This is a genomic window from Leifsonia sp. NCR5 (assembly GCF_002105485.1).
GTDB lineage: Bacteria > Actinomycetota > Actinomycetes > Actinomycetales > Microbacteriaceae > Leifsonia.
In genome coordinates this window covers 36,022-54,448 of sequence record NZ_NCSR01000009.1, presented here as the reverse complement: position 1 = coordinate 54,448, position 18,427 = coordinate 36,022, and the positions used below count along the sequence as shown (strand labels likewise).

The following is an 18,427-nucleotide window of genomic DNA, read 5'->3' as shown; positions in this document are numbered from 1 at the left end:
GTCCCGCGTCAGGACACGTGCACGGCCGGGCGGCGCTTCACGTCGCGTTCCGCCTCGCGCAGCACCTCGCGCGTCACAGGAGCCACCTCGCCGACACCCGTGATCAGGAACCGGAACATGTTGGAGATCGGGTTGCCCTCGGTCCACTCGAAGTAGATCGTCGGCACGACGCCGGTCACATCCCGGATCTCCAGCAGCACCGCCGCGATCGTGTTCGGAACGTTGCCGGCCTTCACCTGAAGCACCCGGTAGCCGTGCTTGACGACGCCGTGCACGATCAGGTCCTCCTCGAAGTCGGACGAGTCCGATCGGTAGACCTCGATGAAGATCGTGCGGGAGCGCTGCGGGATGTGGCTGAACTTGCGTTCGTCCTTGTTCTTCTGCTCGTACTCTTTCGTCGTGTCGACGTCCGGCTCGTGCGAGATGATCCGGATCTCACCCTCCTCCGCGTCTTCGAGGACGAAGTCGAGCGCCGTGACGTCGAGGGTGACCGACGTAGCGCGCAGCTGGAACGAGCGGCCGATGCGGGAGACGATCGAGATGGTGATGATGCCGATGATGAACAGGCTGGCGATGCGCAGGCCGTCCGGGCGCTCGAAGATGTTGGCGATGGTCGTGTAGACGAAGATCGTGGTGACGATCGCGAACGCGATGGTGCGCTTGCGCTGTCTCTTCCGCCAGGCCGACAGGGTGACGGCGAGGGATGCCGACGTGATCAGCACCAGCACGCCGGTCGCGTACGCGCCGCCCTGCGCATCCACGTCGGCCTGGAAGACCAGGGTGATGACGAACGCGATGAGCGTGAACACCAGCACCAGCGGGCGCACGGCGCGCGCCCACTGCGGCGCCATGCCGTAGCGGGGGAGGTAGCGCGGCACCAGGTTCAGCAGACCGGCCATCGCCGATGCTCCCGCGAACCACAGGATGAGGATGGTGCTGAGGTCGTAGACGGAGCCGAACACGTTTCCCAGGTATTCGTGGGCCAGGTAGGCGAGCGCGCGGCCGTTGGCGGAGCCTCCGGACTGGAACTCCTTCTGCGGGATCAGCAGCGTGGTGGTGAAGCTCGACGTGATGAGGAAGCAGCTCATGATGATGGCCGCGGTCGTCAGCAGGCGGCCGGCGCCCCGGATGCGTCCCCGCGGGTACTCCGGGTCGTCGTCCGGCCGTCCCTTGATCTGCGGCATGACCGCAACACCTGTCTCGAAGCCGGACAGGCCGAGGGCGAGCCTCGGGAAGACGAGCAGCGCGATCCCGACCACCATCAGCGGGTTGCCGTGCTGCGTGTTGAGGGCGGCCCACCAGTCGTCGATGGCGGTGGTGTGCTGGAACACCTCGACGATGGAGGTGGCGACGACGATCACGTTGAGCGCCAGGTACACCGCCACCAGGACGACGGCGATGCCGATGGCCTCCCGGAAGCCCTTGAGGAACACCGCGCCGAGGAGCGCGAGGAGGAACAGCGTGATGCCGACCTGGTTGCCGTGGAACCACTCGGGCGTGTACGGGTTCTCGATCGCGTGGGCCGTGGCGTCCGCCGCGGACAGGGTGATCGTGATCATGAAATCGGTGGCGGCGAAGCCGAGCAGCACGAGCACGAACAGCTTTCCCGCCCACCAGGGCAGCAGGCGCTCGAGCATCGCGATGGACCCGGAGCCCTTGAAGCTCTCTCTCGCCACCCTGCGGTACACCGGCAGGGCGCCGAGCAGGGTCAGTGCGACGAGCACGAGCGTGGCGAAGGGGGAGACCACCCCGGCGGCCAGGGCGGCGATGGCCGGCTGGTAGCCGAGGGTGGAGAAGTAGTCGACGCCGGTGAGGCACATGACCTGCCACCAGGTGTGCTGGCGTTCCGGCTTCCTGCCGTGCGGGCCCTGGTGCGTGCCGCGCTCGTCGATCAGTCCGGAGAGCAGCCAGTGCCGGAACGTGCTCTTCCCCGGTCTGGCCGGCTTCTGCGGCTCGTGCGCCTGACCGGGAACCGGGGTCGGACTCGTGGGGGCAGTCTCCGCAGGAGTGCTGGACATCGGTTCCTTCGTTCTCGTGCTGGTCGGCGCGCAACTGAATTGTACGCACGGAGAGAGCGCGGGAACGTGCAGGGATGACGCGACGCGGCCGCGTCGGGCCAACGGATCACCAGGCCGAGCTGCGGTAGTCCTTCAGGAACACGCCGTGCAGGTCTTCTCCGGCCTGTCCGCGCACGATCGGGTCGTACACGCGGGCGGCGCCGTCGACGAGGTCGAGCGGGGCGTGGAAGCCCTCCTCCGCCAGGCGCACCTTCGTGTAGTGCGGGCGCTCGTCGGTGATCCAGCCGGTGTCGACCGCCGTCATCAGGATGCGGTCCGTCTCGAACATCTCGCCGGCGCTGGTGCGGGTGAGCATGTTGAGGGCGGCCTTCGCCATGTTGGTGTGCGGGTGGCCAGGCCCCTTGTACCGGCGGCCGAACACGCCCTCCATCGCCGAGACGTTGACGATGTACGCCCGCCCGGCCTCTGCGGCTGCCGTCGCGGCGGCCATGGATGCGCGCAGCCGGCTGATCAGCAGGAACGGTGCGGTGGTGTTGCAGAGCTGTACTTCCAGCATCTCCAGCGGGTCCACATCCTGGACCGCCTGGGTCCAGCTGTTGACGGTGTGCACATCCGGAACGAGCCCTCCGGCGTCGATGGCGGTGCCGTCGGCGTGCTTGGCGAGCGACGACGAGCCCGGCGCCATCGCGAGAGCAGCCAGCTCGTCGGCGGTGAGCGCCGACGGCCCGGCGAGTTCGGCGACCGTGCCGGCGACGTTCGCGGCGGAGAGCAGGGGATGCGCGGCCACGGACGCCTCGAGCGCGTGCGGGTGCGGGTCCGCCGTGTGACCGAAGGTCTCCATCTCGGGCAGGGGACCGTCGGGGAGCGGCCGGCTCTCCGCCTCGGCGAGCAGCGAGTACGCTCCCGCCGAGCGGCGGACGGTCTGGGCGGCGTTGTTGATCAGGATGTCCAGCGGGCCCTGCGCGGCGACGGAGTCGGCCAGCGCGATCACCTGGGCGGGGTCGCGCAGGTCGATGCCGACGACGCGGAGGCGGTGCAGCCACTCGGACGCATCCGGCAGCTGGGAGAAGCGGCGGACGGCATCCCGGGGGAACCGCGTGGTGATGGTGAGGTGGGCGCCGTCGCGCAGCAGCCGCAGGGCGATGTGCATCCCGATCTTGGCGCGGCCGCCGGTGAGCAGGGCGCGCTTGCCGGTGAGGTCGGTCCTCGCGTTGCGCTTGGCGTGGCTGAGGGCGGCGCAGTCCGGGCAGAGCTGGTGGTAGAAGGCGTCGACGAGCGTGTAGTGCTGTTTGCAGATGTAGCAGGCGCGGGACTTCAGCAGGGTGCCTGCGCTCGCCGCCTCCGTGCTGGTGGTGAGGTCGAGGCCGCGGGTCTCGTCGTCGATGCGGTCCGGTGCTCCGGTCGCGGTGGCGGCGACGACGGCCTTGTCGGCCTCGGCGACGGCGCGGCGGATCTCTTTGCGCCTGGCCTGCTTGACGGCCTTGAACATGTGCGCGGTCGCCCGTCGCACGGTGATGAAGTCGGGGTGCTCCTCGTCGAGCTCGTGCAGGTTCTCCAGGACGCGGAGGGCCGCTGCGAGGTCTGCGGGGTCGACGCGGGACGCAGCGGAGCCGGATGCGCCGGATGCGCCGGATGCGCCGGAATCGAGCGCGTCGGAATCGGGGGAGGGGGAGTCGGGGAGCACCGGAGAATTCTACGCGGTGGCGGCTGGACGCATCTCCAGCCAGCTCAGCCCGCGCAGGTCGACGCACACCGTCTCGCGTTTCTCGACGGCGACCACGAGCACGTCGCCGCAGACCGAGCAGCGCACCACCAGTCCGTGATCGTTCGGGTACACCCGCGCGACGGCGACGACGGCCTCGTCTCCGCAGCTCGCGCACTTGCCGACGGCGCTGGTGATGTCGGCGGCGAAGACCTCCGACAGCAGCCCGGCCGCCGCGTTCCCGTCGAGGTAGTCCAGTCCGGTCATGCCGCCCCTCCGATCCCGCCGTAGCGTTCGGTCCTGATGCGTGCAGGGTCGTGCCCAGCGTCCACCAGCCAGCCGGACACCGTCTCGACGAACGCGGTCGCGCCGCAGAGGTAGAACGTGGGGGTCGCGGTGACCGGCAGGACGGCTGCTGCCAGCGCCTCCGCGGTCAGCCGTCCCGCGTCCATCGGCCAGTCGGGCGGGGTCTCGCGGGTGTAGACGTAGTGCACGGAGAGCGGGGCGGCCGCATCCCTGGCGAGCATGGCGAGTTCGTCGCGGTAGTAGACGGCCTCGGGGGAGCGCACGGAGTAGAGCAGCCGGAACGGCGCTGCGCTCGCCGCTGCGGCGTGCGCCCTTGCCATCGACATCAGCGGAACGACGCCGGAGCCTCCGGCGATCAGCTGGATGGGCGTCTGTTCACCCGGCCGCCAGACGAACCAGCCGCCCACCGGGCCGCGCACCTCCAGCTGCTCTCCCGTCGTCACGCCGCGCACGAGGTACGGGGAGACCTCGCCGTCCGCGAGCTCCTCCACGGTCAGTTCGAGTTCGTCGCCGGGCAGCGCAGACGCGATCGAGTACGACCGCACCGCCTGGTATCCGTCGGGAGCCGTGAGCCTGATGTCGACGTGCTGCCCGGCCAGGTGCCCGCTGAGGCCGGGGATGCGCAGCCGCAGCGTGCGCGCGGTCGGCGTCTCGAAGCGGGCGGCCACCACCTCCGCGACGCGCCAGGCCGTGCTCACCAGTAGCGCTCTTCTTTCCAGGGGTCCCCGTACATGTTGTAGCCGTTCTGCTCCCAGAACCCCGGCTGGTCCTGCGGCAGCATCTGCAGGCCGTTGACCCACTTGGCGCTCTTCCAGAAGTAGAGGTGCGGCACCAGCAGGCGCGCGGGCCCTCCGTGCTCCGGAGCGAGGTCCTCGCCGTCGAAGGTGTGGGCGATCCAGGCCTTCCCGTCGAGCAGGTCGGCGAGCGGGACGTTGGTGGTGTACCCGCCGTACGAGTGCGCCATCGTGTACTCGTAGTCGGTGTCGACGCCCTCGAACAGCGTGTCGATCGCGACGCCCCGCCACGACGTGCCGAGTTTCGACCAGCTGGTGACGCAGTGGATGTCCTGGGTCACGTCGTCCTGGGGGAGGGCGAGGAACTCGTCCCAGCTCCAGCGGTGCACCGTCCCGTTCTCGGTGGTGATGGTGAACGCCCACTCGTCGTGCGTGATGCGCGGCGTCGGACCGGCGGAGAGCACGGGGAAGCCCTCTGTGAGGTATTGGCCTGGCGGAAGTCGTGTGTCCTCGGTACGGCGGCGGCCGAGGAATCCGGAGGAGATGATTCCCATGCGCGCAGCTTATTACCCGGCCACCCGCGCGGTCTATGGTGTTGCCTATGACCGTCGTGAATCTCGGCACACCGCGGAGCGCAGCTCTGCGGAAAGAGCCGAGCACGGAGGGCCGCCCGGACACACGGGACCTCGTCGACCGGTACGGCAGAGTCGCCCGCGACCTGCGCGTCTCCGTGACGGAGAAATGCTCGCTGCGCTGCACGTACTGCATGCCGGAGGACGGCCTGCCGAGCATCCCGCGCGACGACCTGCTGAGCGCCGTCGAGATCGCCAGGCTGGTGCGCATCGCCACGCGCGACCTCGGCATCACCGAGGTGCGGTTCACCGGCGGGGAGCCGCTGATGCGCGCAGACCTCGCCGAGATCATCGGCCTGTCCGCGGAGGCGGCGCCGGGCGTCGACCTCTCGATCACGACCAACGGGATCGGACTGGACCACCGCATCCGGAGCCTGGTGGATGCCGGGCTCACCCGGGTGAACGTCTCGCTCGACACGGTCGACAGGGAGCACTTCGCGCGCCTGACCCGGCGCGACAGGCTGCCGGCGGTGCTCGCGGGCATCCGCGCGGCGCACGACGCCGGGCTCACGCCGCTCAAGCTGAACGCCGTGCTGATGCGCGACACGCTCGCCGGCGCCCCCGACCTGCTCGCCTGGGCGATCGAGAACGGCTGCCGGCTGCGCTTCATCGAGCAGATGCCGCTCGACGCCGACCACACCTGGATGCGCGACAACATGGTGCCCGCCGCCGAACTCCTCGACGTGCTCGGCGCCCGCTTCACCCTCACCGAGGCGGGCAGGTCCGACCCGTCCGCGCCGGCAGAGGAGTGGCTGGTGGACGGTGGGCCAGCGACGGTCGGCATCATCGCCTCGGTGACGCGCTCGTTCTGCTCGGCCTGCGACCGTACCAGGATCACGGCGGAGGGCACGGTTCGCTCCTGCCTGTTCGGCGACGACGAGACCGACCTGCGCGCCCTGCTGCGCGGCGGGGCGGACGACGCCGAGATCGCCCGCTGGTGGCGGGGAGCGATGTGGGGCAAGCAGGCCGGCCACGGGATCGGGGCAGACGGGTTCGTCCCTCCGGTGCGGAGCATGGGGGCGATCGGTGGCTGAGGCGGGCGACGGCACCGTGCTCGTGCGGTATTTCGCCGCGGCGGAGGAGGCGGCAGGGCGGCCGGAGGAGCGCATCCGGCTGGCGGAGCCGACGCTTGGCGCCCTGCGTGCCGAACTGCTCGCCCGCTACGGCGCGCCGATGGAACTGGTGCTGCGGTCAGGGTCGTTCCTGGTGGATGCTGTCGTGTCGCGCGACCCCGCCAGACGCGTGGCGGGGACCGTGGATGTGCTTCCGCCGTTCGCGGGCGGGTGACCTGATCTGACCCGACCGGTGCGCTAGGGTTGGGGCAACAGTGGGGGCTGAGCAGGGGAGGTGCGCGATGAGCACGCTGATGGACGAATTCGCTGCGGTGCAGCGGCGTCGGCGGAGGGTTGCGCTGCTGATCGTGGCGGCGATCGTCGCCGGGGTCGCCGCATGGCTGACCGGGCCGATCGGGATCGTGATGATCGGTTTCGGCGACGCGGCGGGCTGGGCGCTCGCGGCGGCCGGCCTGGTGCTGCTGGCGGCCATGATCGTGGCGATCGTCGCGGCGGTGCGCACCCGCGTCGCCCCGTCGAGCCAGCCGGGCAAGGCCAACCTGCGCTTCGACGACCCGCTCCCGTCCCGCAACCCGAACGGCGGCAACGCCATGAACGGCTTCCAGATCGGCTCCTGAGCCGCGGGCGTCGGCGCGCGTCAGAGGGCGTAGACGGGCAGGTCGGCGGGATCGACCGCGACGGTGACCTGGGTGCCCGGCATCAGGGCGAGGTCGGCGACGACCGACGGCGCGACCAGCGCTGGCAGGCTGTCGGTGCGCACGAGCACGAGGTCGCCGCGGGGCTCCAGGTCGCGCACGGTCGCGGGGAGCCGGTTCGGGATGTCCGGCGCGGGATCGAGCGCGCGGAGCACCCGCACGGTCGACGGCCGAACGGCGGCGGCGACCCGTGAGCCGATGGGTGGGGCGGGGGAGGTGGCCGTTCCGTCGAGCACCGTTCCGTCGAGCACCGTTCCGTCCAGCGCGGTCCCGTCGTCGGTGACGATCCCGGATGCGCTGCGCCGCCCGGTGAGCAGCGTCACCCCGGTCAGCTCGGCGGTGAACGCGCGGCGGGGGCGGTCGAGCACGTCTCTGGTCGGTCCGTCGTCGACGATGCGGCCGTCGTGCATCACGATCACCCGATCGGCGAGCAGGTAGGCGTCGAGCGCGTCGTGGCTGACGATCACGGCCGTGCGCCCGGCAAGTACTCGCGCGAGTGTCTGCCGCACCTCGCCGGTCACGGCGACATCGAGCGCAGACAGCGGCTCGTCGAGCAGCAGCAGCCGGGGTTCGGCGGCGAGGGCGCGGGCCACGGCGACCCGCTGCGCCTGCCCGCCGGACAGCTCGTCGGGGCGGCGGTCGGCGAACGCCTCCACACCAACGGAGCGCAGCCAGCCATCGGCGACGCCCCGCGCGTCGACCCGGGATGCGCGTCCGGCCCGCGGACCGAACTCCACGTTCTGCCGCACGGTCAGGTGCGGGAACAGCAGCGGCTCTTGCGCGAGCAGAGCCACCCCGCGGCGGTGCGGTGGGGTCCAGGCGCCGGGCAGGTCGAACAGCACGTCGCCGCCGAGTGTCGCCCGGCCGGTGTCGGGGCGGACGAGCCCGGCGAGCATCCCGAGCACGGTGGACTTGCCCGCGCCGTTCGGGCCGAGCACGGCGACGGTCTGTCCGTCTGCGACGCTGAGGTCGATGTCGGTCCTGCGCTCGGACAGAGTCGCGCGCATCTGGACGGTGGAGTCGACGCCGTTCACCGCGCCGCCGCCCGCTCCGACCGGCGGGCAGACCCACCGACCGCCCGCAGCCGCCGCCGTCCGGGCTCGCCGGCGCCGTGCGCCACCGCGACCACCACCACCGCCACCGCGATCAGCACCAGCGAGAGCGCGACCGCCGCATCCGGGTCGGTCTCCCGCTGCAGGTAGATCTCCAGCGGAAGGGTGCGCGTGACGCCCTGCAGGCTGCCCGCGAAGGTGAGGGTCGCGCCGAACTCCCCGAGGGCGCGGGCGAACGACAGGATCGCGCCGGACAGCAGCGCCGGAAGCACCAGGGGCAGCGTCACCCGGAACAGCACCGTCGCCGGCCGCGCTCCGAGGGTCGCGGCGACCGCCTCGAACCGGGTTCCCGCCGTGCGGAGGGCACCCTCCAGGCTCAGCACCAGGAATGGCAGGGCGACGAACGTCTGCGCCAGCACCACCGCCGTCGTCGAGAACGCCACGTCCAGCGCGCCGCCGAGGAGGCCGCGCCGGCCGAACAGGTAGAGCAGGGCCAGACCGCCCACGACCGGCGGCAGCACCAGCGGCAGCAGCACCACCGCGCGCACCACCCGCTGCCCGCGGAACGGCACCCGCGCCAGCACGGTCGCCATCGGCACCCCCAGCAGCACGCAGAGCGCGGTCGCGGCCAGCGAGGTGCGCAGGCTCAGCCAGAGCGCATCCAGCGACGACGGCGACGTGATCAGCGGGATGAACTCGCCCCAGTCGACCCGCAGCAGCATCGCGACCAGCGGCAGCAGCACGAACAGGCCGCCGAGCACCGCCAGCGCGACGATCCAGCCGGGCACGTCGAGGCGGCGCGGGGACGACGCCACGCTACGGCGCACCGAACCCGGCGGCCGCGAGCACGGCGCGGCCCTTCCCGCCCGTGACGAAGTCGACGAACGCCGCGGCCCCCTTCGGGTTCGGCGCCCCGGTCACCGCCACGATCGGGTACGTGTTGACCACGCCGGACGCCTCCGGGAACGCGACGGATGCGACCTTCGAGCCCGCTCCCTTCACGTCCGTCACGTAGACGATCCCGGCGTCCGCCTCACCAGACTCCACCTTGCCGAGCACGTCGGTCACCGACGACTCCTGGCTCACCGGCGTGAGCGTCACCCCGCTCGACGCCTCCACCTTCGCGGTCGCGGCCCCACACGGCACCTGCGGAGCGCACACGACGGTCTTCACCCCCGGCTTCGCGAGGTCGGCGAACCCGGTGATCTTCGCCGGGTTGCCGGGAGGGACGGCGATGGCGAGGACGTTCGTGGCGAAGTCGACCGGTTTCCCGTCCGCAAGCTTCGCCGTGACCGCCTTCGCCATGTTGGCCTCGTCCGCCGACGCGAACACGTCGGCGGGGGCGCCCTCGGTCAGCTGCGAGACCAGGTCGGACGACCCGGCGAAACTGAAGGTGACCTTCGCCCCGGGATGCACGGACTCGAACGCTTTCCCGAGCGCGGTGAAGCTGGACGTCAGCGATGCGGCCGCGAACACGGTGACCGTGCCGTCGACCGTATCCGCCGACGCCGACCCCGTGGATGCGGTGGGCTGCGTCGCGGAGGAGGCCGCGCATCCGGAGAGCAGGAGGGCGGGGGCGAGTGCCGCTGCCGCGATGGCTGCGATGGAGCGTCGGTGCACGGTCAGTCGTCGGTGCACGGTCGGTCGTCTGGGCACGGTCAGTCCTTCCCGATGGGGGTCTCGACGATGACGGTGGTGGCCTTCACGACCGCGACGGCGACCGAGCCGGGTTCGAGCCCCAGTTCGCGCACCGCCTCGCTGCTCATCAGCGACACCACCCGGTGTGGGCCGCACTGCAGCTCCACCTGGGCCATCACGGTGTCCATCACGATGCCGGTCACCAGTCCGACGAAGCGGTTGCGGGCCGAGCGCGCGACGCCGGACGGGTCAGCGGGAAGGACCGCATTCTGCTTCGCGAGCTGGGCGAGTTCGAGCCCGTCCACCACGGTGCGGCCCGCGCCGTCCGACGCGCTCCCGAGCGTCCCGGCGTCGATCCATCTGCGCACGGTGTCGTCGCTCACCCCGAGGTAGAGCGCGGCGTCCTTTATCCGAATCTGCGGCACAAAACACACGATAGCGCCGCATCTGCGTCTGCGCACGCGGATCTGGGGCTAGAGTCCCACCCACTCGGAGACGCCGTCGGCGAAGTGCTGGCGCTTCCAGATCGGCACGCGCGCCTTGATCAGCTCGACGAGAGCGGCGCAGGCCTCGAACGCCTCCGTCCGGTGCGGCGCCGCGACGGCGGCGATGAGCGCCGGGTCTCCGATGGTCAGCGAGCCGACCCTGTGCTCCGCGGCGACCCTGAGTCCCGTCCGCGACGCGATCTCCTCGCAGCACTCGCGGAGGAACCGCTCGGCCTCCGGATGCGCCCGGTAGTCGAGCGAGACGACACTGCGCCCTCCGTCGTGGTCGCGCACGATGCCCTGGAAGGAGACGACGGCGCCGGACTCGGCCCGCCAGACGAACTCGTCGACCGCCGTGCCGTCGAGAGGGTCGGCGCTGATCGAGGCGTAGACGTCGCTCATCGGGTGTGGTCGCCTCCGCGCAGTTGGTCGAGCAGGTGGGGGAGCAGGTCGTCGAGCACGGCGAGTCCGTCGGACACACCGCCGCGCGAACCGGGCAGGTTCACCACGACCGTTCCACCCGCGACCCCGGCGACGCCCCTGCTCAGGGCGGCGAGCGGCGTGTGCGCAGCACCGCGGGCGCGCAGGGCCTCCGCGACGCCGGGCAGTGTCCTGTCGAGCACGGCGGCGGTCGCCTCCGGCGTGCGGTCGGTGGGGGAGACGCCGGTGCCCCCGGTGGTCAGGAGGACGGCGGGGCGGGCGGACAGTGCATCCCGGATGGCCGAGGCGATGTCGGCGTCCGCGACCACGCGCACCTCGGCGGGAAGGCGACGCTCGGCCAGCCACGCGGCGATCACCGGGCCGGTGGTGTCCTCGGCCTCCCCGGCGGCGGCGCGAGTGGAGGAGACGATGACGATGGCGGTGGATGCGGTGGATGCGGTGGATGCGGTCGCGGTGTCGCCGCTTGCGTGGGCCGGTGCGCCCGCATGCTCCGCCTCCGCATCCTCCCTCCGCCACTCGCCGCGCTTGCCGCCGCTCTTGGACAGCAGCTGAACGTCGGTCAGCGTCGCAGCGGGGTCGACGGCCTTGATCATGTCGTGCAGCGTGAGGCCGGCCACCGCCACCGCCGTCAGCGCCTCCATCTCCACTCCGGTGCGTCCGTGCGTGCGGGTCGTCGCCTGGATGTCGATCACCCCGGCCTCCGCGTCGAGCGAGAACTCGATGTCCACCGCGGACAGCGGAAGCGGGTGGCAGAGCGGGATCAGTTCCGAGGTGCGTTTCGCCCCGCCGATCCCGGCGAGCCGCGCGGTGGCGAGCACGTCGGCCTTGGGGAGGTCGTCGGCGCGGACGAGCCGCACCACGTCCGACCGGGTGACGACGCGCCCGCGCGCCACAGCCTCCCGATCGGTCTCCGGCTTGCCGCCGACGTCGACCATCCTGGCGCGCCCGTCGCCGTCGAGGTGGCTCAGCCGTGACACAGCACCAGACCCCGCTGCACCAGACTCCGCAGCACCCGTTCCCACAGCATCCCCGCTCATAGAGTCCACACTGTCACGTCGTCGCCCGCCGCGAGCGCTTCCGTCTCCGCAGGCACGTCGATCAGCACGTCCGCCCTGGCCATCGCGGCCACCAGGTGCGAGCTCGGCCCTGCCACCTGCTCGACCGTGCCGTCCGGCAGCCGCCTGCCCCGCAGGAACTGCCGTTTCCCCACCACCGACCGCAGCTCGGCCGAGAGCTGCGCGGTCTCCACGCCCGCGGGGGCGAGCCCGGCGGAGGCACGCAGCAGGTCGCGCAGGAACACCGTGAACGACACCTGCGTGCTCACCGGGTTGCCGGGGAACGACAGCACGGGCACACCCGCGACGACCGCCGTGGCCTGCGGGCCGCCCGGCTGCATCGCAACGGTCACCACCTCGGCTCCGTGCGGCTGCAGCACCTCCCGCACCACCTCGTACGCGCCTTTCGAGATGCCGCCGGAGGTGACGACGAGGTCGCTCGCGCCCACCGCATCCATCAGCGCCCGCTCGAACTCGTCGTGGTCGTCGCTCGTCGCCGTGCGCACCGAGACGACCGCGCCGGACTCCTGCACCAGCGCGGCGAGCGCGATGCCGTTGGCGTCGAACACCTGGCCGAACCTGGCGGGCGTCCCGTCCGTGCCCTTTTCGGCGCTGCCCTTATCGGCACTCACGAGCTCGGCGCCGGTCGTGAGGATGCCGACGCGCAGCAGCTGTCGCACCTCGACGGCCTCCACCCCCGCAGCCGCCAGCGCGGCCAGGTGGCGCGCGGCGAGCCGGACCCCCGCCTCGACCAGCACGTCGCCCCTGCGCAGGTCGCTTCCCCGCTCGCGCACGTACTCGCCCGGGCGGCGGGACCGGCCGATCGTGACCACGGCGCCCCTCAGGTCGTCGTCGCGGCCGAGCACCAGGTCGGTGTCCTCCACCGGGACGATCGTGTCCGCTCCGCTCGGCACCGGCGCGCCGGTCATGATCCGCAGCGCCGTCCCCGGCGTGAGGATGACCGGAACGGTGTGCCCGGCCGGGATGTCGCCGCTGACCTCGAGCGCGACGGGGACGTTCCGGATGTCGGAGGAGCGGACGGCGTACCCGTCCATCTGCGAGTTGCGGAACAGCGGCAGGTCCACGTCGGAGCGCACGGCGGCGGCCGTTACCCTCCCGGCGGCCTCCGCGAGCGGCAGGCGCTCCGTCGTTCCCCCGGCGAGCAACGGCTCGACCAGCCGGGCGATGGTCTCTGCGTGCTCCTCGACCGTGCGCGGTGGCGTCATGGTCTCAGTATCGCGCCAGGTCGGCGTCGATGTCTCGTGCCCAGGCGTCGATGCCCCCGGACAGGACGATCCCGGATGCTCCCGCCTCCACCAGCCGTTTCCTCGCCGTCTCCGCCCGGATGCCGTGGTGGCAGACGATCACGATGGGGTCGTCGCCCAGCCGGGAAGCGACGCCCTCCGCGTCGTCCAGCACGACGCCCAGCGGAACCAGCAGAGAGCCGGGGATCTCGGCGATGTCCGCCTCCCACGGTTCGCGCACGTCGAGCAGCGTGTGCGGTTCGCCGGCGAGGAGCCTGGCGTGCAGCTCGGCCGGGCTGATCGAGTGGGCGACGGCGTCGGTCAGTCCGCAGAACGCGTCGTAGTCGATCAGGCCGGTGATCGGCGCGGCGGCGGGGTCGCGCTCGTACGCCAGCTCGCGCACATCGCCGCGCAGCGCATCGTGGATGAGCACCCGGCCGATGAGCGGCGTCCCCGTCCCCGTGACGAGCTTGATCGCCTCGCTGACCATCACGCTGCCGATCATCCCGCACACCGACGGCAGCGCACCGGCCTCCGCGCAGCTGGCGACGCTGCCGGGCTCCGGAGGCACAGGGAACAGGTCGCGGTAGTGCGGTCCGTGCTCCGCCCAGCTGACGCCCACCTGGCCGCCGAACTGGTGCACGGCGCCCCACACCACGGGCACGCCGGCGAGCACGGCGGCGTCGTTCACCAGATAGCGCGTCGGGAAGTTGTCGCTGCCGTCGAGCACCAGATCGACCCCGGCCAGGATGCGCTCGGCGTTCTGCGCGGTCAGCCGCTCGCGGAACAGCACCACCTCGGTCTCCGCGTCCAGAGCGCGCACGGCGTCCGCCGCGGAATCGACCTTGGCGCGCCCGACGTCGGCCGGGGTGTGCACGGTCTGCCTCGGCAGGTTGCTCCGCTCCACCCTGTCGTTGTCCACGATGCCGATGGTTCCGACGCCCGACGCGGCCAGCAACGGGAGCACAGCGGCGCCGAGCCCGCCCGCGCCGACCACGAGGACGCGGGAGTTCCGGATGCGGCGCTGGGCGAGCATCCCGAAGCCGGGCAGCTGGGCGGTGCGGGCGTAGCGGGCCTCGCGGTCCGGCGAGAGGTCTGGTCCTGGTGCGACGAGCGGAGGAATCCCCATGAGCCCAGTATCGCTTGCGGAGGGGACGGTCACTCAGTCGGCCGGTTGCTCAGGAGACGGTGACCTGGATGCTGTGCAGCCCGGTGGCCCCGTCGGGCACCACATCGGCGACCCGCGAGGTCTGCACCATGCCCGTCGCATCCGTCGCCCGCACCCGGATGGTGTGCGAGCCCTTCGTCGCGGCCCACGCGTACTTCCACTGCCGCCAGGTGTCGGCCGAGATCGCGTCGGCGAGTGTCGCCTCGTGCCATTCGCCGCCGTCGATCTGGACGTGCACGGCGCTCACGCCGACGTGCTGCGACCAGGCGACACCGGCGACGGCCACCGTTCCGGCCGCGACCTGGCGGCCGGACGCGGGAACGTCGATCCGCGACGACAGCTTCACCGGTCCGCGCTGCGACCAGCCCCTGTCCGTCCAGTACGAGGTGACCGCGTCGAACCTGGTCACGTTCAGCTCGACCACCCACTTGGTGGCCGACACGTATCCGTAGAGGCCGGGCACGACCATCCGCACCGGGTAGCCGTGCTCCAGAGGGAGCGGCTGCCCGTTCATCCCGACCGCCAGGATCGCGTTCCGCTCGTCGGTGAGCGCCTCGATCGGCGTGCTCGCCGTCCAGCCGTCCTGGCTCTTCGACAGCACCATGTCCGCCTGCGGTTTCGGCTTCGCGCGGGCCAGCAGGTGCCGGATGGGGTAGCCGAGCCAGGTGGCGTTGCCGATCAGGTCGCCCCCGACCTCGTTGGAGACGCAGGTGAGGGTGGTGGTCGACTCCTCCAGAGGCAGCTTCAGCAGGTCGGCGAAGCTCAGCTCGACCTCGTTCTCGACCATGCCCGTGATGCGCAGTTTCCAGGAGGACGGGTCGATGCCGGGGATCTGCAGGGCGGTGTCGATGCGGTAGAAGTCGGCGTTGGGGGTGACGACGGGGGAGAGGCCGGCGATGTCGAACGACGCGCCGGCCGGGATGGGCGGGGCAGCGACCGCGGGCTTCGGCAGGTGGAACGCCGCGCGCGCCGCCGCTGCCGTGCGGTACCCGGTCGCCACGACCTGCCCGACGACCACGGCCAGCGCACCCGCGGCGGCCGTGGTGGCGGTGGCGGTCACGAAGCGGCGCCTGGTCACGGCGCCGTCCGGCGAGATCCTGCTCGGCACGGTGCCGCGCAGCATCCTGGCCAGCGACCCGAGCACGAGGATGCCGACACCGGCCGTCACGACCGACGGGACAGCATCCAGGAATCCTGCCCCAGACCGGGTGAGCGCGGCCAGCACGCCGAACGCGCCTCCCAGCCCGATCAGGATGCGCCCGAGCGGCGGCCTGCGCAGCTCCAGCCAGCCCGCCAGGGCTCCGGCGACCAGCAGCACGATGCCGAGCGAGATCACCAGCACGGCCTTGTCTCCCGTGCCGAACAGGGCGATGACGCCCTCCTTCAGCCAGGCGGGGACGAGGTCGATCACCAGGGCGCCGACCACGAGCACCGGGCTGCCGTTCTGCACCAGGAACGCGCTGACCAGTTCGCCGGCCCCCACACCGGCGAGCACACTCGCCACCCCGGTCGACGCCGAGCGCCAGAACGACACCATGCGCCGAGAGTATGGCCGCAAGCTGGGACCGAGTCGAGTGCTGCACCCGCGCCGCATCCTGCCGTGGGAGGCTTGACGCACGATGTCAGAACGCAGTCAGCTCCGCGTCGGGACGATCCCCGGCTACACCGGTCCAGCAAGCCTGGACGACGACGCCATCTACGACACGTTCGTGGACTGGGTGGAGGAGGGCGGCATCAGCCTGTACCCGGCCCAGGACGAGTCGGTGATCGAGATCGTCGCCGGGGCGAACCTCATCCTGAGCACACCGACAGGAACGGGCAAGTCGCTCGTCGCCGTCGCGGCGCACTTCGCCGCGCTGGCCCGCGGAGAGCGCAGCTTCTACACCGCACCGATCAAGGCGCTCGTGTCGGAGAAGTTCTTCTCGCTGGTGGAGATCTTCGGGGCGGAGAACGTCGGCATGATGACCGGGGACTCGGCCGTCAACGCCGATGCTCCGATCATCTGCTGCACGGCGGAGATCCTCGCGAACCTCGCCCTCCGGCACGGAGCAGACACCCCGGTCGGCCAGGTCGTGATGGACGAGTTCCACTTCTACTCCGACCCCGACCGCGGCTGGGCGTGGCAGGTGCCGTTGCTCACCCTTCCGCGCACGCAGTTCGTGCTCATGTCCGCGACCCTCGGCGACGTGACGGCGCTCGCCGACGACCTCGGCGCCCGCACCGGACGGGAGACCGCGACGGTCACCGGCGTCGAGCGCCCGGTGCCCCTGCACTACTACTACGAGCTCACCCCGGTGCACGAGACGGTCGAAGACCTGCTCAGCACCGGCCAGGCGCCCATCTACATCGTCCACTTCTCCCAGCTGGCCGCCCTCGAACGCGCGCAGGCCCTGTCGAGCGCGCGCATCGCTAGCAGGGAGCAACGGGATGCGATCGCCGAGCTGATCGGCGAGTTCCGCTTCACCACGTCCTTCGGCAAGACGCTCTCCCGGCTGCTGCGCCAGGGCATCGGCGTGCACCACGCGGGGATGCTGCCCAAATACCGCAGGCTGGTCGAGCAGCTCGCCCAGCGCGGGATGCTCCGCGTCATCTGCGGAACCGACACCCTCGGCGTCGGCATCAACGTCCCCATCCGGACGGTGCTGCTGACGGCACTCACCAAGTTCGACGGCACCAGGATGCGCCAGCTGAACGCCCGCGAGTTCCACCAGATCGCCGGGCGTGCGGGCCGGGCCGGTTTCGACACGGCGGGAACGGTCGTGGCCCAGGCGCCCGAGCACGAGACGGAGAACCTGAAAGCCATCGAGAAGGCGGGCGACGACCCCAAGAAGCGCCGCAAGATCGTGCGCAAGAAGGCGCCGGACGGCTTCGTCTCCTGGGGAGAGCCGTCGTTCAGGAAGCTGATCGAGGCCGAGCCGGAGACGCTGACCTCCTCGATGCAGATCACGAGCGCCATGCTCATCAACGTGATCGCCCGCGGCGGCGACGTGTTCGAGCACGTCCGCGCGCTGGTCTTCGACAACCACGAGCCGTGGAAACGGCAACTCGCCCTCGCCAGGCGCGCCCTCGGCCTCTACCGCTCACTGCTCACCGCTGGCGTCGTCGAGAACGTGGACGGCCGCATCCAGCTGACCGTCGACCTGCAGCCGAACTTCGCGCTCAACCAGCCGCTGTCCCCGTTCGCGCTCGCCGCGTTCGAGCTCTTCGATCCAGAGGCCCCCGAATACGCGCTCGACATCGTCTCGGTGGTGGAGGCGACCCTCGACGACCCGCGGCCGGTGCTGTCCGCGCAGCAGTTCCAGGCGCGCGGAGAAGCGGTGGCGGCCATGAAGGCCGACGGTGTGGAGTACGACGACCGGATGGAGGCGCTGGAGCAGGTCACGCATCCCCAGCCCCACGCCGAACTGCTGGCCGCCGCATTCTCCACCTATGCGGCCAGCCAGCCGTGGGTGGCCGACTTCGAGCTCAGCCCGAAATCGGTGGTGCGCGACCTCTACGAGCGCGCGATGACGTTCGGCGAGTACATCGCCCTCTACAAGCTCGCCCGCTCGGAGGGCGTGGTGCTCCGCTACCTGTCCGACGCATACCGGGCCCTCGGCCAGACGGTGCCCGCCGACCTCCGCACCGACGACCTCCGCGACCTGATCGAGTGGCTGGGCGAACTGGTCAGGCAGGTCGACTCGAGCCTGCTGGACGAGTGGGAGGAGCTCATCCATCCGGATGCTGCGGCGCACGCGGCGTCTGCAGGGGAGCTGGCGCCTCCCGCGCCCCGCAACGTCACCACGAACCGGCGCGCGTTCTTCGTGCTGGTGCGCAATGAACTCTTCCGCCGCGTGCAGCTGGCGGCACTCGACAAGGTGCAGGACCTCGGGGCGGTCGAAGTGGAGGCCGCAGCTCTCGCCGGACTCGCCACCCCGACCTTCACCGAACTCGACTGGGACGAGGCCCTGGAGGCCTACTACGCCGAGCACGACGAGATCGGCACGGACGCAGCAGCCCGCTCGGCCGCCATGATCATCGTCGACGAGACGGCAGCGGCGACAGACGGCATCTGGAAGGTGCGCCAGATCTTCGCCGACCCGGCCGGCGACCACGACTGGGGCATCAGTGCCGAGGTGCTGCTGGCCGCATCCGCGGAGGCGGGCGTGGCGGTGGTGTCGGTGACGGGCGTGGGGCGGCTGTAA

The 18,427-nt window shown here is 71.4% G+C and carries 18 protein-coding genes; 4 read left to right on the top strand and 14 right to left on the bottom strand.

Annotated features, from left to right (window positions below):
- Positions 1-8: 8 nt before the first annotated feature.
- From B7438_RS09445 to B7438_RS09425, 5 genes are all read right to left on the bottom strand, one after another.
- On the bottom strand, positions 9-2,018 hold the full coding sequence (locus B7438_RS09445) for an amino acid transporter (RefSeq protein WP_085369301.1): 2,010 nt from the start codon (positions 2,016-2,018) through the stop codon (positions 9-11).
- 106 nt (positions 2,019-2,124) lie between these two features.
- A complete protein-coding gene (locus B7438_RS09440) occupies positions 2,125-3,702 on the bottom strand; it encodes an SDR family NAD(P)-dependent oxidoreductase (protein ID WP_085369300.1) in 1,578 nt (525 codons plus the stop codon).
- A gap of 9 nt (positions 3,703-3,711) precedes the next feature.
- On the bottom strand, positions 3,712-3,987 hold the full coding sequence (locus B7438_RS09435; RefSeq protein WP_085369299.1) for a DUF6510 family protein: 276 nt from the start codon (positions 3,985-3,987) through the stop codon (positions 3,712-3,714).
- Complete coding sequence (locus B7438_RS09430; protein ID WP_143465757.1) at positions 3,984-4,724, bottom strand: ferredoxin reductase; 741 nt, start codon at positions 4,722-4,724, stop codon at positions 3,984-3,986. The genes B7438_RS09435 and B7438_RS09430 overlap by 4 nt, the downstream gene beginning before the upstream one ends.
- Positions 4,721-5,314 carry a sulfite oxidase-like oxidoreductase gene (locus B7438_RS09425; protein ID WP_168689102.1) on the bottom strand — a complete coding sequence of 198 codons (594 nt, stop codon included), beginning with the start codon at positions 5,312-5,314 and terminating at the stop codon, positions 4,721-4,723. Before B7438_RS09425 ends, B7438_RS09430 begins: the two co-directional genes overlap by 4 nt.
- Positions 5,315-5,361: 47 nt before the next feature.
- Between B7438_RS09425 and moaA the strand changes: the two genes are divergently transcribed.
- The 3 genes from moaA (at position 5,362) to B7438_RS09410 (ending at position 7,082) form a co-directional block, all read left to right on the top strand.
- Positions 5,362-6,426 carry a GTP 3',8-cyclase MoaA gene (gene moaA / locus B7438_RS09420; RefSeq protein ID WP_085369297.1) on the top strand — a complete coding sequence of 355 codons (1,065 nt, stop codon included), beginning with the start codon at positions 5,362-5,364 and terminating at the stop codon, positions 6,424-6,426.
- Positions 6,419-6,679, top strand: a complete 261-nt coding sequence (locus B7438_RS09415; protein WP_085369296.1) for a MoaD/ThiS family protein — start codon at positions 6,419-6,421, stop codon at positions 6,677-6,679. Before moaA ends, B7438_RS09415 begins: the two co-directional genes overlap by 8 nt.
- A gap of 67 nt (positions 6,680-6,746) precedes the next feature.
- Positions 6,747-7,082, top strand: a complete 336-nt coding sequence (locus tag B7438_RS09410; RefSeq protein WP_085369295.1) for a hypothetical protein — start codon at positions 6,747-6,749, stop codon at positions 7,080-7,082.
- 20 nt (positions 7,083-7,102) lie between these two features.
- Here B7438_RS09410 and B7438_RS09405 read toward each other — a convergent pair whose 3' ends face one another.
- From B7438_RS09405 to B7438_RS09365, 9 genes are read right to left on the bottom strand one after another with little or no spacing between them, the layout of a single operon-like run.
- Positions 7,103-8,167 carry a sulfate/molybdate ABC transporter ATP-binding protein gene (locus tag B7438_RS09405; RefSeq protein ID WP_085369399.1) on the bottom strand — a complete coding sequence of 355 codons (1,065 nt, stop codon included), beginning with the start codon at positions 8,165-8,167 and terminating at the stop codon, positions 7,103-7,105.
- Between the two features lie 23 nt (positions 8,168-8,190).
- Positions 8,191-9,027, bottom strand: coding sequence for an ABC transporter permease (locus B7438_RS09400; RefSeq protein WP_085369294.1), 837 nt, complete (start codon positions 9,025-9,027; stop codon positions 8,191-8,193).
- 1 nt (position 9,028) lies between these two features.
- Complete coding sequence (gene modA / locus B7438_RS09395; RefSeq protein ID WP_085369398.1) at positions 9,029-9,838, bottom strand: molybdate ABC transporter substrate-binding protein; 810 nt, start codon at positions 9,836-9,838, stop codon at positions 9,029-9,031.
- Between the two features lie 32 nt (positions 9,839-9,870).
- Complete coding sequence (locus B7438_RS09390) at positions 9,871-10,275, bottom strand: molybdopterin-binding protein (protein ID WP_085369293.1); 405 nt, start codon at positions 10,273-10,275, stop codon at positions 9,871-9,873.
- Between the two features lie 48 nt (positions 10,276-10,323).
- On the bottom strand, positions 10,324-10,737 hold the full coding sequence (locus B7438_RS09385) for a molybdenum cofactor biosynthesis protein MoaE (RefSeq protein ID WP_085369292.1): 414 nt from the start codon (positions 10,735-10,737) through the stop codon (positions 10,324-10,326).
- Complete coding sequence (moaCB, locus tag B7438_RS09380) at positions 10,734-11,813, bottom strand: bifunctional molybdenum cofactor biosynthesis protein MoaC/MoaB (protein ID WP_218775155.1); 1,080 nt, start codon at positions 11,811-11,813, stop codon at positions 10,734-10,736. The genes B7438_RS09385 and moaCB overlap by 4 nt, the downstream gene beginning before the upstream one ends.
- Positions 11,810-13,057 carry a gephyrin-like molybdotransferase Glp gene (glp, locus tag B7438_RS09375; protein ID WP_085369290.1) on the bottom strand — a complete coding sequence of 416 codons (1,248 nt, stop codon included), beginning with the start codon at positions 13,055-13,057 and terminating at the stop codon, positions 11,810-11,812. The genes moaCB and glp overlap by 4 nt, the downstream gene beginning before the upstream one ends.
- 4 nt (positions 13,058-13,061) lie before the next feature.
- Positions 13,062-14,204, bottom strand: coding sequence for a ThiF family adenylyltransferase (locus B7438_RS09370; RefSeq protein ID WP_085369289.1), 1,143 nt, complete (start codon positions 14,202-14,204; stop codon positions 13,062-13,064).
- Between the two features lie 49 nt (positions 14,205-14,253).
- A complete protein-coding gene (locus B7438_RS09365) occupies positions 14,254-15,780 on the bottom strand; it encodes a molybdopterin-dependent oxidoreductase (RefSeq protein ID WP_085369288.1) in 1,527 nt (508 codons plus the stop codon).
- Positions 15,781-15,862: 82 nt separating this feature from the next.
- Between B7438_RS09365 and B7438_RS09360 the strand changes: the two genes are divergently transcribed.
- Positions 15,863-18,427, top strand: coding sequence for an RNA helicase (locus tag B7438_RS09360; protein ID WP_085369287.1), 2,565 nt, complete (start codon positions 15,863-15,865; stop codon positions 18,425-18,427).